This window comes from Arthrobacter sp. M2012083 (assembly GCF_000281065.1).
Taxonomy (GTDB): domain Bacteria; phylum Actinomycetota; class Actinomycetes; order Actinomycetales; family Micrococcaceae; genus Arthrobacter.
The window spans coordinates 18,784-33,033 of record NZ_AKKK01000047.1; the positions used below are offsets into that span (position 1 = coordinate 18,784).

Here is a 14,250-nt window from a genome sequence, read left to right on the forward strand (position 1 = left end):
GAGGCCCGCTTTGCGCGTTATTCGTGCCCGAAAGCAAGCAGAGCAGGCCTCACAACGGGAGCTTAGCCCGCTTCGGTGATCCGGAACGTCAGCGTCCGCGCTTCCGGGCGCAAAGCATAGTCCGGCCAGACATCCGGTCCACAGGCCCTTGACCCCAGCCCGTGCTGGGCGGCATCAAGGTACAAGTACCTGCCCTTGCTCGCCGGCAACTCGTGCGGGTGTGCCGCCGCGGCGATCTCTTGGGCTGTGTGCCGGGAGAGCGTGAAGCCGGGGAGGCGGCCACGGGAGTCCGGGATGGCGTCGAGCTGCAGCCAGGAACCGCCATGGTTCTGCAGGTCCACCGTACGAACAGCGCTTCGGTGGCCCGTTTCCTGCGGCTTGGCGTAATTCACCGAAAGCTCGTCGATGCCCGCCGAGTAGCGGCCCACAAGCGCCGCGTGCATGCTGTCCGGGTAGGATTCACGGGGCCCTGCGCCGAACCAGGAGGCACCGTCCACTGAGCCGGGCAGATCAAAGCGCACCCCCACCCGCGGCCAGATGATGTCCCATCCCGCGCTCGGAACAATGTCTAAGCGGAGCCACAGTTCGCCGTCGGATAGTTGCCAATTCTCCTCCACAGACACCCAATGCGCGGCGTCGGCTGCTGCGAATCGGGTCCGGGTCACCATGCTGCTTTCGCTGGCTATGACCTTTTCCACCCGGGCCGTGAGCCTGTCCAAACCAGCACCGCGCCACACCTTTTCCATCGAAGGTGCAGCAACGCCATCACCGTTATTGAGCCAAGGATCGGCGAGGTCGTAGCTGCCGCGTCCAGCGCCGGCGTCGTTATCCGTGGGAGCACGCCACAACTCAAGCCGCGGCCCGGACACCGGCAGCCCCGCGAGCGAGACCAAGCGACCATCCTCAAAGACACCAGGACCCAGCGAGACGGTCCCGGAAACCTGCGAAGCTGCCCGGCCGGCTGATGCCAAGGGGCGAGGGGCCGCCAAGCGCGGACGTGCCGTGGCCAATTCCAGCTGCGCGGCGGAGATGACATGCCCGGCTTCGGCCCAGGCCGTGTCCTTGCGAAGCGCCACCTCCACGGTCAGCCACTGCTCGCCGACTTCCGCAACATCAACATCAGGCAATCCGATAAGCGCCGAATCCCCGGCGGCGAGGGGCGCACCCGATGCAGTGACGACGTCGAGCTCGCCGGAAGCGGTCACTAGACCGTCCACTTCTGTACGCCAGCGCAGTACGACGTCGGACGCATCTGCCGTGTGCCTCAGGTTGGCGACCGAGACGAAGCGCTGCGGGCCGCCGTCGTGGATTTCCGTGCTGAAGCCCAGGCGCAGGGGAGCGACAATCTGCTTGTACTCGAAAAGCCCCGGGCTGGGCGTGGAGTCGGAGAGGATCATGCCGTCCATGACGAAGTTGCCGTCGTGGACAACCTCGCCGAAGTCGCCGCCGTAGGCGAAGAACTCCGTGCCGTCGGCCGTGGTGGTGCGGATACCGTGGTCCCGCCACTCCCAGACGAATCCGCCATGAAGCCGCGGGTAGCGGTCCACCAGGTCCTCGTACTGGTCGATTGCGCCTGGCCCGTTGCCCATGGCGTGGACGTACTCGCACAGGATAAACGGTTTGGTGCGCTGGCGTGCGGACTCCGCAGCGGAGCAGCCCAGCAGCAGCGAACCGGAATCGTCGCGGCCAATGGCCTCAGTTTCCGGAACCGACGAGTACATCCGCGAGTAGACGTCCGTGTACGCGCCGGTGTAGTCGCCCTCATAGTGGACGGGCCGCCCCGCATCGCGGGCGTGCGTCCACGCGGACATCGCGGCGAGGTTGGCGCCCGTTCCGGACTCGTTGCCCAAGGACCACATGACGATTGAAGGGTGGTTCTTGTCCCGCTCCACCGTCCGCTCCATGCGGTCCACGTACGCCTCCCGCCAGGCCGGGTGGTCACTGGGATTGCCTACCCAGCCGTGCCGTTCAAAGCCGTGCGTTTCGAGGTCGCACTCCAGGATCACCCAGAAGCCCATCTCGTCCGCGATGTCCAGCAAACGAGGATGCGGAGGGTAATGGCTGGTTCGGATCGCGTTGACGTTGAACTGCTTCATCAAGGCAAGGTCGGCGCGGGCAAAGTCTTCGTCGAACACGCGGCCACGGTCAGGATGCGTTTCATGACGGTTCACGCCGTGGAACACCACACGGCGGCCGTTGACCAGGAACTGATCGCCCTTGATCTCCACGGTACGGAAACCCAGGCGCAGCGAAATGGTCTCGCCTGGGCTTTCCACCGTTGCGTTGTAGAGGCGCGGAACCTCCGCGGACCAAGGTTCGACGCCGGTGATCGCCACCGGGGCGACGTCGGCAGGGGAGTTCCAGACGACGTCGACGTCCAGTTCCGGCACTGACAGCCGAACCGGGTAGGCACCCTGGTCCGCTGTGATCTCAGGATCAATGGTGCCTGAGCCGGCGGTGTAGGACGTGCGCAGCCAGACGTCGTCGATGCCCTTCTTGGGGCGGGCTTGGAGAGTGACGTCGCGGAAGATGCCCGGCATCCACCACTGATCCTGGTCCTCCACGTAGCTCGAAGCCGACCATTGATGGACCCGAACAGCGAGTACGTTGTGTCCCGGGCGGGCGGCATCAGTGACGTCGAATTCCTGGGCCAGCCGACTGCCTGTTCCTACGCCGATCACGCTGCCGTTGAGCCATACCTTGTAACGGGATTCGACGCCGTCGAACCTCAGGACGAGGCGCTCGGCATCGCTCCAGTCCGTGGGCAGATCGAACGTTCGGCGGTAATCGCCCGTGGGGTTCTCGTCAGGGACGTGGGGGGCGTCAGTGGGGAAGGGAAACTGGACATTGGTGTAGATGGGGCGACCGTGGCGGCCGTCCCCCTCCAAGACCCAGTGCGCCGGAACCGGGATCTGGTCCCAGGCGGAGTCGTCCAACCCTTCCTCGCCCACACCTTCGATTGCCTCACCCGGGGGAAGAACACCGCGCCCGCCGGGTGTGCCCGGAGCCCCTGGGAGAAGGCGGAAACGCCACTGCCCGTTCAGGGACAGGGTTGGTGCGTCAGAGTGCAGCCAGGAGCGGGCCGGTAGTCTCTTTCCGGCGCCGGGACCGGTATCGGTGATGTAGTTGGCGGTGTTGCTCATTACTTGACGGCTCCTTCTGTCAGCCCGCCGCGCCAGAAGCGCTGCAGGACGATCATGGCGATGCTGAGCGGAATGATGGAAAGCAGCACCCCGCCCGTGGTCAGTTCATAGAATTCGGGCAGGCGATCAACCTGGCTCAGCCAGTTGTTCAGGCCCAGCGTGATGGGGTAAAGCTCGGAGTCGGACAGCATGACCAACGGCAGGAAGTAGTTGTTCCAGATGCCCACCAGCTGGAACAGGAACACGGTGACCAGGGCCGGCGTCAGGACCTTGAGCCCAATGGTGTGGAAGATGCGGAGTTCGCCGGCGCCATCGATCCTGGCGGCCTCGATCAGCGAGGTATCAACAGTGGCCTGGGCGTAAATGCGGCAAAGGAACAGCCCAAACGGGGAGACCAGCGATGGCAGCAGGACACTCCAGTAAGTGTTTGCCAGACCCATCTGGCTAAACAGCAGGAAGAGCGGCAAGGCAGTGGCCGTACCGGGAACCAGCACGCCGCCCAGGATGGTGCCGAACACCAGGTTGCGTCCCCGGAACTGGTACTTGGCCAGCGCATAGCCCCCTGCCGCAGCGAAGTATGTGGCCAGGAGTGCGCCGATGCCGGCATAGATCGCCGAGTTCAGGAACCAGCGGCCGAAAATGCCGTTGTCATAGCTGACCACTCGGCCGATGTTTTCCCAGAGGGAGAACGTGGGCGCGAACCAGAAACCGTTGGTGGAGAAGAGATCGGCCGTGGACTTTGTGGAAGCAACGAAGACCCAGTACACGGGAATCAGGAAGTACAAGGCGACCACCACCAAAAGTGCGGTGACGATGATGGTGGATGACCGTCGTCGTCCGGCTGAGCGGTCCGGGCCTGCTGAAGCCTTGCTGCGGACGGTGGTGGTGATGGGCTTCGTGGCTGTGGCGGTCATGAGGACTTCCTGTTCGTCAGTGCGAGGAAGGCGAAGGAAAGGGCAAACGCGGCCACGGCGATGATGACCGACTGGGCTGCTGCGACGTTGTAGTCGTTGTAGGCAAAGGCAGTTGTGTAGGCGCTGAGGTTGGGCGTGTATTGGCTGTCGATAGCCGGCGCCACGGTCTTGAGGACTTGCGCCTCAGCGAAGAGTTGCAGGGTTCCGATGATGGAGAACACAGTGGTGAGCAGGAGGGCCGGACGAATCAGTGGGAGCTGGATGCTCCGGGCGACGCGCCACGTGGTGGCACCATCCACTTTGGCTGCCTCGTAGAGTTCCACCGGGATGGCTTTCAGCTGCGCCACGATGATCAGCATGTTGTAGCCCGTGTAGCTCCAGGTGACGATGTTCGCGATGGACCACAGCACGCTGTTCGCGCCGAGGAAATCCGGGGTCAGGCCCACAACCTTGGCGACGTCAAACAGCGGGCTGAGGCCGGGCACGTACAGGAAGGACCACAGGATGGTGGCGATGACGCCCGGCACGCCGTAGGGGAGGAAGTAGGCGGCGCGGAAGAAGCCGGGCCATTTTGCCGAGGCCGATTCGAGCATGAGGGCCAACGCCGTGCAGAGGACGATCATGACGGGCACCTGCACTACGCCGAACAGCAGCATTCGGCCGATGGAGGCGACGAAGCTGCCGTCGGCAAGTGCTTGGGCGTAGTTGCTGAAACCGGCGAATTCGCTGGTGACGCCTGCCTCACCGAAGAGTCCGCTGCGGGTCACTTTGGTGAAGCTGGACATGATGGCCACAACAATGGGCAGCAAGAAGGTGAGGACAAAGAGTCCCAGGAATGGGGCGAGCAGGAGCCAGGGCGCGCGTGCTGCGGCGCCCGCGCGCTTGCCGGAGCTCTTGCCGGGGCGGCTGGTTCCGGCGGAGCGCTGGGCGGTGGGTGCGGTGCGGGTGGTGGTCATGCCGTTTCCTTCCGGATACTGAGGCCCTTGTTCTTGAAAACGGTCATGATTTGCTGCTCCGAGGCGGCAACGGAGTCCACCAATGAGGTCCCGAAGGCTTTCTTGCGGAAGCCGTCGCTGAGGATGTTGAAAGACTGCTGGGTTACAGGCCACCAGGACCAGTCAGGGTTCTGCTGTTTGGTAGCGGGGACGAAAACTTCCTCGTTGTAGCGCTGGCCGCCGAAGAATGCCGACGGTTGCTGCCGCTCCGTGCCGATGAACCCGGGGTTGGGCGACCAGCCGATGCCGCTGTTCTTGATCTGGGCGTCGATTCCCTCTGCGGACGTGGTCAGCCATACCGCAAACTCGACTGCTTCCTTGGGATGCTTGCTGTTGGCCAGGACTGCTGCCGTTGAACCGCCGAGATAGCTTGAGCCGAAGCCTGTATCGCCCCACGTGGGCATCGGTGCTGCACGCCACTTTCCTTCGGAGCCGCTGACACCCTGAACCAAGGCATCACCCCAGCTGCCGGTGATGGTCGAGGCAATCCCGCCCTTGGCGGCAGCCGCAAACCAGCCGGGGGAGAAGGCTCCGTACGCTGTGGTGACGAGGTCGTCGTCGATCGCTTTGTCGAAGAAACGCGCGGTGTTGAGCGTGGCCTCGTCGGTCATGTTGATGACCCAGCCGTCCTCCTCCGGGCGCAACCATTGCGCGCCGGCCTGCCCCGCGAAAGAGGCAAACGGAGAGGCATCACTGATAGGGAAACAGTCCAGGTAGCTGTCCACGGAGCGAAGTTCGGCGGCCAGCGCAGCCCATTCGTCCCAGGTTTTCGGAGCGGCTCCGCCCACTTTGTCCAGGACGGCCGGTTGGTAGAACATGCCCATGGGCCCGGCGTCCTGGGGGATACCGTAGATACCCCCGGTGTAACTGACCTGCTTCCACAAGGTGGGGTCGTACAAGTGGGCGTGATCTTCGGCGCCGTAGCGGGATACATCCACCAGGCCGTTGACCAGCATGAACTCCGGGATGGAGCGGAACTCCACCTGCGCCAGGTCCGGTCCGCCTCCTGCTGCCAGGGCCGAGTAGAGCTTCTGATATCCGCCGGAGTTGCCGCCCGGGATCCACACCACGTCCACGTGGATGTTCGGATTGGCTGCATTCCAGACGTCGGCAACCTTCTGGAAATCCTTGAGCCAAGCCCAGTAGGTCAGTCGCACGGGCTCGCCGGCGGCGGGGATGGTTGGTGCAGCGTTGACGGACTGCGTTCCGGGAGTAGCGCACCCGGCCAGCAAGCCCATGGCTGCTGTTCCCAGGCCTGCGCCCAGAAGTTGTCTTCGCGTGAATGGGGTCATGAGCCTTCACCTCTTCGTGTCAGGTTTGACGATGACGCGGGCTTGGATTCGAGGGTCCCGCCGCGGCAAGTGTGACCACGGTAACAGAAAATTCGAGTACCCACTCGAATTTCATAATGAAGCCGTAACACGCATGTACACTGGCTAGCCATGACCACAAAGGACGTGGGCCGCGCAGCGCGGCGGGGCCCCTATGCGAAATCGGAAGAACGGCGCCGGACCATCCTGGACGCTGCCCATGAGGTGTTTGCCGCCCATGGCTATCGTGGTGGATCCCTCCAGGACGTTGCCGACAAGGTGGGACTGAGCCAAACCAGCCTGCTGCACTATTTCCCGTCCAAGCGCGATCTTCTGATGGCAGTCCTGGAGCGCCGCGACGAAATCACCGGCGATGCCTTCCCGGACGACATGGAAGATGGCTTGGTTGACTCGGTGATCCGAACGGCGCTCTTCAACGAGAACATCCCGGGCGTGGTTGAGTTGTACACCGTTCTGTGCGCGGAGTCGGTCACCGATTCGCACCCGGGGCGGGTTTACTTCACCGAACGATTCGAACGTCTCCGCAAGAGCTACGCGCGGCGGTTTGCCGAGCTGGCCGCGGAGGGCAGGCTCCGCCCCGGCGTCGATCCCGATGAAGCCGCCATGTCCCTGGTTGCCCTGTGGGACGGGCTTCAAACGCAATGGCTGCTGGCCCCCGAGGAGGTGGACGTGGTCAAGGGCCTGCGTGGCTACTTCAACTTAGTGGTCCTCCCCGAACCCTCACCCAATTAGCTCGCATTTCAGGTCGTTCTCAAACCTGGAAACGACCCCATCTGCCAGTTGGTTGGCTGGCTAGCCGCGGAAGGCCCCAATACCCGTGATGTGCTGCCCCAGGATCAGGGTGTGAACCTCGTCGGTGCCTTCATAAGTCCGCACTGACTCCAGGTTGTTGGCGTGCCGCAGTGGCGAGTAATCCAGTGTGACGCCGTTACCGCCCAGGATGGTGCGGGCCTCTCGGGCGATTTTGATGGCCTCGCGGACGTTGTTCAGTTTGCCCATGGAAATCTGTTGGGGCTGAAGGTGGCCGGCGTCCTTCAAACGACCCAGGTGAAGGGCCAGCATGGTGCCTTTCTGGATCTCCACCAGCATGTTCACCAGTTTCTCCTGCGTCAACTGGTAGCCGGCCAGCGGGCGGCCGAACTGGAGGCGCTCGCCGGCGTACTCGAGCGCGGCTTCGTACGAGTCCCGGGCAGCTCCCATGGCACCCCACGCGATACCGTAGCGCGCCTCGTTCAAGCAGGAGAACGGCCCTCTAAGTCCAAGGGCACCCGGGAGGAGGGCCTCAGGACCCAGCCTCACGCCGTCGAACTTTACATCGCACTGAACCGAAGCGCGCATGGAGAGCTTCGGCTCGATGGGTGTCGCGGACACGCCGGGCGTTCCGGCTGGAACAACGAACCCGCGGATTCCGTCCTCGGTGTTTGCCCACACCACCATGACGTCCGCCATTGACGCGAGGCCGATCCAGCGCTTGGCCCCGTCCAGGACCCATCCATCGGTGGTTTCACGGGCAAGGGTTGTCATGGAAGACGGGTCCGACCCCGCCGTCGGCTCCGTCAGGGCAAAGCAGCCGATCAGCTCGCCCGCAGCCATCCGCGGCAGCCACTGCTCTTTCTGCTCCTCCGAGCCCCACTTATGGATCGCGGTCATGGCCAAGGAGCCCTGCACGGAGACGAAGGTGCGGATCCCCGAATCGCCGGCTTCCAGTTCCATTGCCGCAAGGCCATATTCGACGGCGGTCCTGCCGGGACAGCCGTAACCCTCCAGATGCATGCCCAAGACACCGAGCTCGCCCAACTCCGGGGCGAGCTCGCGCGGGAAGTGAGCGTCCTCGTACCAGCGCGCGATGTTCGGACGGATCCGTTGCGCGGTGTAGTCGCGGACCCGGTCGCGGAGGGCCAGCTCGTCCGCAGTCAGCAGGGAATCGAGGGCAAGGACGTCGGAGGTGTTCGTCGTTGAATCGCTCATTCCAGCATCCTAGGTGGCTAACCCGCAGGCCGGCAGCACAGCCTACTCGCCGCGGACCGCCCCAACGTCTGCGCGTTCACCTGTGAAGTAGCCACGGGTGGAGGGTGCGAAGCGGCACACCACGGCCAAAACGACGCCCAGGGCCAGCAGCAGCACGCCGCTGACGAACGCACCGCCAATGCCGAAGATCTGGGTGTCACCGTAGGCCGGGTCCCACATCTGGACTGCAGAGATGAAGAACGCCACCGTGAGGGACAGCGCCCCGAGGAACGGCAGGATGCCTCGGAACCACAGGTTGCGGGCGGAATCCCGGAGCGTAGAGCGGAAGAACCATACGCAGGAGAAGCCCGTCAGTGCGTAGTAGAACGCGATGAACAGGCTGATGGCGCTGATGGAGTCCGAGAGCAGGTTTTCGCTGAGGAAGCTCATGGCCACGTAGTAGACCACGGCCACCGCACCCATCACCTGGGTGGAGAAGCCCGGCGTCATGAAGCGCTCGTGGACCTTGCCGAATCGGGGCGGCAGCGCACCGTGGACGCCCATGGACAGGGTTCCGCGGGCAGTCGGGAGGATGGTGGTCTGTGTGGAGGACAGGACGGATGCCAGCACAGCCACGATGATCAGCCAGCCCCAAGGGCCCAACACAACGTCCTTCATGGCCAGGAAGACGTCGTCCTGGTTGGCCTCGTTGCCCAGCCCGATACCGTCGGTACCGATCGTGGCGTACATCATCACCAAAAGGGCCACGGATACGTAGATCGCCACCAGGACAGAGGCCGAAATCACGGCGCCACGGCCGGGGGTCTTGGCCGGGTTTTCCGTCTCTTCGTTCAGCGCAAGGCACGTGTCCCAGCCCCAATAAATGAACAGTGCCAGCAGGACACCATGGACCACGGCGCCGGGGTCGGCAAAGGCGCCGGCCGGGTTGAACCACTCGAAGTCGAAGGCCTGTCCTTCAGGCGCTCCACCGGCGATCCGGAAGACGATGGCCACCGCGAAGATTCCCAGCGAGATGTACTGGATATAGGTCAGGGTGCGTTGGACGTGCTCGCCCAGCCGGATTCCGCGATGGTTCACATAGGTCATGAACACGATGAAGAGCACGCCGGTGGCGGTCACCAGCCAGGTGTTGTCGGCCAGGGAGCCGTCCCCGATCAGCAGCCACAGATACTTGCCTGCGATTTGCGCCAGGTTTGCCAGTACCACCACGCCTGCGAGGGCTACGCCCCAGCCGCCCAACCATCCGGCCCACGGCCCGAAGGCCTTCCGGGCCCAGAAGAACGTAGTGCCGCAGTCGGGCATGGCGCTGTTGAGCTCACGGAATGCGTAGGCAATGAACAGCACCGGGATGAAGCCGAGGATCAGAATCAGGGGAGTGTAGTTGCCGTTGACCGCGACAATGAGGCCCAGCGTGGCCGCCAGCGAGTAGACGGGTGCGGTGGACGCAAGGCCCAGCATGACGGAGTCGCCCAGGTCAAGGATCCCGGCGTGGAGGCCCTTGGAAGGTACGACGGCGGTACGGTCGCCGCCCGCTGAGCCGCCACCCGGCGTCGAAATTTCAGTGCTCATAGTGCAGCTCCGTAGGAAGTAGCAGGGGGCGCGACAGGCGCCGGGGCGTCGATGGTGTTGGGGACAAAGCGGCAGAAGTAGTCCGTGATGGGTCCGTCGGATTCGCGGATGCCGCACCCCACGGATTCGCCATCCACTACCCAGAGACCCAGGACGGGATGGTTCCCGTCAAAGTCGGGGAGGGAATGGTACTGCTGGAAGCACCAGCCTTCGCGCCCGTAACCACCGGGCTGCTGGATTTCGATGCCCGGGGCATGAATGCGGATGTTGTCGCCCTCACGTCCGTGCAGTGGCTTGGCCACCCATTCCTTGAGGGGACCTGGATCGCCGAGGTAGGCGGGAAGCAGGTTCTCGTGGTTGGGGTAGAGATGCCATAGCGCGGCCAGCAAGGCTTTGTTGGACAGCAGCATCTTCCACGCCGGCTCAACCCAGCGGGGGTTGTGGGCGCGCTGAAGGAGGCGGTGTCCGAACGGCTCCTTCATCATCAGTTCCCATGGGTACAGCTTGAACATGGTGCTGATCATGAAATTGTCCAGGTCCACGAACCGGTTCAGGTTGGGGTCCCAGCCAATATCGGACATGTTGATGCCAATGGTTGTCCACCCGCCTTGGCTTGCTACATCGCGCATGTAGGCCGCAGTCATCCAGTCCTCGCCGGATTCCTCCGCCTCCGAGTGGGCAACGTGCAGGGTGCTCATGCCGGTACGGAACTGCAGCTTCTTCCACTGACGGATCAGGGCCTCGTGGATTCCGTTCCACTGGTCCTTCTCCGGGAAAACGTCCTGCAGCCAGAACCATTGGGCTACGGAGGCTTCAATCAGTCCGGTGGGGGTATCGGCGTTGTACTCCAGCATCTTGGCCGGACCGCCCTTGCCGTCATAGATGAAGTCGAAACGACCGTAAATGTCCATGTCGGCGGCCAACAGTGATTCGCCGGCGAGTTCCAACGCCTGCTGCCCGATGCCGATATCGCCCATGGCCCCGGTGGCCAGGTACTTCGCGGCCTCCAAGCACATGATGTGCATGTCCTCGGCCGTCTTCTCGAGGGTTTCCACCTCGTCCATGGTGAATTCGTAGTACGCCGATTCGTTCCAGTATTCGATTTTCCGGCCATCGGGCATGGTGGTAGTGGAAAATACCAGGCCCTGTTCTTCGATCTTTTGCTTCCAGTCCGGCCTGGGCTCGGAGGGCAGTCGACGCACGCCTAGCCTCCCGAGCTTCCGCCGCTTTTGGAGCTGCTGCCGAAGCCGCCGCGGCTTACTGTGCCGCCCTTGGTGCTGTAACCCTTGGACGTCTTGGCGTCCGTAGGCACGTTCTTGGTATAGCTCGGGTAGGAGCTGCGGTTCTGGCCCACGGCGGGCACACTGGCTCCGCGTGAGTAGAAGTACCAGGCGTAAACGCCTGAGCTTCGGCCCGCAGAGCTGCTGTTGTCGCACTGGTTGTCGTCAACACGCTCCCCGGTTTCCTCATTGAAACAGACCTGAGCGTAGTCGGCTTCCTTCTCGTTGCTGGCCACGATCGCTGTGATGGTTCCGGCCAGGAGGGCAGTCACACCGAGACCCACCACGACGGTGCGACGCTGCGAGCGCTTTTTCTTCTTTGCCGCCTCGGCCTCACCGCGTTCGCGTTCCTTGGCGAAGGGGTCGACCACGGGGAGGGGCTGGCCGGGCTGGGGTGCCCCGGCTGGGAATGCTCCGCCCTGCGGTGCCGCTGCAGGAGCTTTTTTCCTCTTCCCCGCGCTCCCGTTGCCGGAGCGGCCTTTCACGGAGCCGCCTTGCGCCGGGTCGCTCTCCACGGGCGTGAACAGCTCAGGACGGAGTTCAGGTTTGGGTACCTGCCATGGAGGAGGCTTGGGCTGGTTGTTGCCCGCTCCGAAGTCGCCGTTGTTGTCCCTGCCGCTGCCGTTGTTGCCGGCCGCGTCAGGGCTGTCTTTCGGGTCCATGTGTATCCCCCTGGATAGACCGTTGAAGTGTCCGGCGCCACGCCGGACCAGAATGCTCAGAGCAAGCCTAGTCCTTGTGCGCGGTGCAGGCACGGGTGACAGCCGTAAATGGGAAGAAGTCCCCATCTACGGAACCATGTAAGGATGTAGCCATGCCAGGACCCGAAGCACAAAGCAACGTCGACGACGGCGTGCTGCTGCGGCTTCCGCCGGTCCGCGGCATTGGCTCCGTCCGCGTCATCATCGGCCTGGTGTTGGCTGTCTTGTTGCCGCCCGGCATTGAACTCATGGTCACTGTCTTCGGGTTCCGCAACTTCGCCATGATCATGCTGTTGCAACTGGCAGTAGCTGTTGCGGTGGCGGCCATCGGTGGTTTGTGGCCGGCAGTGGTCGCCGCGGTGCTGGGTAGCTTCCTCCTCAACTACTTCTCCGCCGACCCCGTTGGCTCCCTGTCCATCGCCGATCCCACCACGTTGTTCACGTTGGTGGTTTTCCTTGCCGTGGCCTGTGGGGTGGCGCTCGCCGTGGGCCTCGCAAGCCGCCGTGCCCAGGAGGCGGCACGCTCCGGGGCCGAGGCCACGGCCCTCAGTGGGCTCGCGCTGCAAATCCTTAGCTCGGATGGGAGCTTGGAATCGTTTCTTGAAAAAGTGCGGAGCAACTTGGGCATGGAGGCGGTAACACTGCTGGGTTCGTCAGGCCAGGCGCCCGGAGCCCCGAGCGTGGCGTCAGCCGGTACCCAAGCCGAGTTGCGTGTCCTGGCGAGTGCCGGCCCGAATCCGCCGTTGACCCATGCCGCCGCCGACCATGCCGCCGTCGTCGATCCCCACTACACCCTGCTGCTGCGGGGCGGGCCGTTGTCAGCGCAACACCAACGGTTGGTGGCAGCGTTCGGGGCTTTTGTGGTGGCTGTCCGGGAGAGGCAGCAACTGGTGAAGAGCCGGCGGGATAACGTGCGGTTGGCCGAGGGCAACAAGATGCGGACGTCCATCCTCCGCGCTGTGTCGCATGACCTTCGGACGCCCTTGGCCGGGATTAAGCTCGCTGTCAGCAGCTTGCGCCAGGAGGATGTGCATTTTCCGCCGGACGTTGAGCAGGAGTTGCTGGAGACCATCGAGGACTACGCCGACCGGCTGGACCATTTAGTGGACAACCTCCTGGACATGTCGCGCATCACGGCGGACGCGGTCAACCCGCTGTTGAGTGGAATTGTGTGGGCTGAGGTGCTGCCGCAGGCGCTAAGGGGAATCCCACAAGAGCGGTTGCGCAATGAACTCCCGCCCAACCTTCCCCCGGTCCAGGCCGACGCCGGAATGCTCGAGCGCGTGGTGGCCAACATCGTGGAGAACGCCGTGAAGTACGCACCTGACTCAGACGTGGTCCTCAGCGCCCGTGCGGGCGCCGGCATTACCTTGGGGGACCGGCCCGCCAGCGAACTGAGGATCGTCGATCACGGCAGCGGAGTTGGGCAGAAGGAGGTTGTGGACATTTTCCAACCGTTCCAGCGCTTTGGTGATTCGCCGTCGCGCGCGGTGGGAGGCGGAGCCAGCACTGGCGGCGGGATTGGTTTGGGATTGGCTGTCGCGAAGGGTTTCAGCGAGGCCATGGGCGGCAGGCTCACAGCGGAGCCGACGCCGGGTGGCGGGCTGACCATGGTGGTCACCTTGCCGCTGTGGACCGGGGGCCCACAATGACGCTGGTGCTGATCGTCGAGGACGAAGCCCGTATCGCCAGGGCCATGCAGATCACCCTTCAAGCACATGGCTACCAGGCACTGACGGTGGGCAATGGCGCAGACGCCCTGCAGGCCGCTGCCAAGCAACCTGTGGAGATCGTGGTGCTGGACCTTGGCCTGCCGGACATGGACGGGGTGGAGATCATCCGACGCATCCGCGGCTGGAGCAATATGCCCATCATTGTTCTGTCTGCCCGGCATGCCTCGGAGGACAAAGTTGAAGCGCTCGACGCCGGTGCGGACGACTACGTGACCAAGCCTTTCGGTTTGGATGAGCTGCTTGCGCGGCTAAGGGTCGCTTCGCGCCGCGTTGTGACCGAACATGAGGAACCAACGCTGGCCACTACGGACTTCATGGTTGACCTGGCAGGCAAGAAGATTCTCAGGGATGGCTCGGAAGTGCGCCTGACGCCCACCGAATGGAACATCCTTGAGTTGTTGGTCCGCAATAAGGGAAAACTGGTGAGCCAGCAGCAGATCCTTACCCAGGTCTGGGGACAGGCGTACGCGAAGGAAACACAGTACCTGCGCGTATATATAGCCCAGCTTCGGCGAAAATTGGAGCGGGATCCGGCCGCGCCGCGGCACCTGCACACGGAAGCCGGCATGGGCTACCGATTCGATCCTTAATCTTGGAGCTGCCCGTCCGTACACTG

General features: G+C 63.6%; 11 protein-coding genes. 3 read left to right on the top strand and 8 right to left on the bottom strand.

What is annotated here, in order from left to right:
- Positions 1–62: 62 nt before the first annotated feature.
- Genes A477_RS0117365 through A477_RS0117380 form a run of 4 tightly spaced genes read right to left on the bottom strand, consistent with a single transcriptional unit; the run spans position 63 to position 6,344 of the window.
- Positions 63–3,143 (bottom strand): glycoside hydrolase family 2 TIM barrel-domain containing protein, encoded by a 3,081-nt coding sequence (locus A477_RS0117365; RefSeq protein ID WP_017200204.1) that lies wholly within the window; start codon positions 3,141–3,143, stop codon positions 63–65.
- Complete coding sequence (locus tag A477_RS0117370; RefSeq protein WP_017200205.1) at positions 3,143–4,057, bottom strand: carbohydrate ABC transporter permease; 915 nt, start codon at positions 4,055–4,057, stop codon at positions 3,143–3,145. The genes A477_RS0117365 and A477_RS0117370 overlap by 1 nt, the downstream gene beginning before the upstream one ends.
- Positions 4,054–5,013, bottom strand: a complete 960-nt coding sequence (locus A477_RS0117375) for a carbohydrate ABC transporter permease (protein ID WP_017200206.1) — start codon at positions 5,011–5,013, stop codon at positions 4,054–4,056. Before A477_RS0117375 ends, A477_RS0117370 begins: the two co-directional genes overlap by 4 nt.
- Complete coding sequence (locus A477_RS0117380; RefSeq protein ID WP_017200207.1) at positions 5,010–6,344, bottom strand: ABC transporter substrate-binding protein; 1,335 nt, start codon at positions 6,342–6,344, stop codon at positions 5,010–5,012. The genes A477_RS0117375 and A477_RS0117380 overlap by 4 nt, the downstream gene beginning before the upstream one ends.
- Positions 6,345–6,494: 150 nt before the next feature.
- Here A477_RS0117380 and A477_RS0117385 point away from each other — a divergent pair, with 150 nt between their 5' ends.
- Positions 6,495–7,115, top strand: coding sequence for a TetR/AcrR family transcriptional regulator (locus A477_RS0117385; RefSeq protein WP_017200208.1), 621 nt, complete (start codon positions 6,495–6,497; stop codon positions 7,113–7,115).
- Between the two features lie 60 nt (positions 7,116–7,175).
- On the opposite strand, the gene A477_RS0117390 is transcribed toward A477_RS0117385, so the two are convergent.
- From A477_RS0117390 to A477_RS0117405, 4 genes are read right to left on the bottom strand one after another with little or no spacing between them, the layout of a single operon-like run.
- A complete protein-coding gene (locus tag A477_RS0117390; protein ID WP_017200209.1) occupies positions 7,176–8,351 on the bottom strand; it encodes an acyl-CoA dehydrogenase family protein in 1,176 nt (391 codons plus the stop codon).
- Positions 8,352–8,393: 42 nt separating this feature from the next.
- On the bottom strand, positions 8,394–9,920 hold the full coding sequence (locus tag A477_RS0117395) for an APC family permease (RefSeq protein ID WP_017200210.1): 1,527 nt from the start codon (positions 9,918–9,920) through the stop codon (positions 8,394–8,396).
- On the bottom strand, positions 9,917–11,122 hold the full coding sequence (locus A477_RS0117400; RefSeq protein WP_017200211.1) for a glutathionylspermidine synthase family protein: 1,206 nt from the start codon (positions 11,120–11,122) through the stop codon (positions 9,917–9,919). The genes A477_RS0117395 and A477_RS0117400 overlap by 4 nt, the downstream gene beginning before the upstream one ends.
- A 2-nt stretch (positions 11,123–11,124) precedes the next feature.
- Entirely contained in the window at positions 11,125–11,862 is a 738-nt protein-coding gene (locus tag A477_RS0117405; protein WP_017200212.1) for a hypothetical protein, read from the bottom strand.
- Positions 11,863–12,014: 152 nt separating this feature from the next.
- Here A477_RS0117405 and A477_RS0117410 point away from each other — a divergent pair, with 152 nt between their 5' ends.
- Both A477_RS0117410 and A477_RS0117415 read left to right on the top strand, forming a co-directional pair.
- Positions 12,015–13,553 (top strand): sensor histidine kinase, encoded by a 1,539-nt coding sequence (locus A477_RS0117410; protein ID WP_017200213.1) that lies wholly within the window; start codon positions 12,015–12,017, stop codon positions 13,551–13,553.
- Entirely contained in the window at positions 13,550–14,224 is a 675-nt protein-coding gene (locus A477_RS0117415; RefSeq protein ID WP_017200214.1) for a response regulator, read from the top strand. Before A477_RS0117410 ends, A477_RS0117415 begins: the two co-directional genes overlap by 4 nt.
- The last annotated feature ends 26 nt before the right edge of the window (positions 14,225–14,250 follow it).

Coding starts and splice junctions, on each gene's coding strand:
- A477_RS0117410 (WP_017200213.1), top strand. CDS start 12,015: ATGCCAGGACCCGAAGCACAAAGCAACGTCGACGACGGCGTGCTGCTG.
- A477_RS0117390 (WP_017200209.1), bottom strand. CDS start 8,351: ATGAGCGATTCAACGACGAACACCTCCGACGTCCTTGCCCTCGATTCC.
- A477_RS0117375 (WP_017200206.1), bottom strand. CDS start 5,013: ATGACCACCACCCGCACCGCACCCACCGCCCAGCGCTCCGCCGGAACC.
- A477_RS0117365 (WP_017200204.1), bottom strand. CDS start 3,143: ATGAGCAACACCGCCAACTACATCACCGATACCGGTCCCGGCGCCGGA.
- A477_RS0117405 (WP_017200212.1), bottom strand. CDS start 11,862: ATGGACCCGAAAGACAGCCCTGACGCGGCCGGCAACAACGGCAGCGGC.
- A477_RS0117385 (WP_017200208.1), top strand. CDS start 6,495: ATGACCACAAAGGACGTGGGCCGCGCAGCGCGGCGGGGCCCCTATGCG.
- A477_RS0117370 (WP_017200205.1), bottom strand. CDS start 4,057: ATGACCGCCACAGCCACGAAGCCCATCACCACCACCGTCCGCAGCAAG.
- A477_RS0117415 (WP_017200214.1), top strand. CDS start 13,550: ATGACGCTGGTGCTGATCGTCGAGGACGAAGCCCGTATCGCCAGGGCC.
- A477_RS0117395 (WP_017200210.1), bottom strand. CDS start 9,920: ATGAGCACTGAAATTTCGACGCCGGGTGGCGGCTCAGCGGGCGGCGAC.
- A477_RS0117380 (WP_017200207.1), bottom strand. CDS start 6,344: ATGACCCCATTCACGCGAAGACAACTTCTGGGCGCAGGCCTGGGAACA.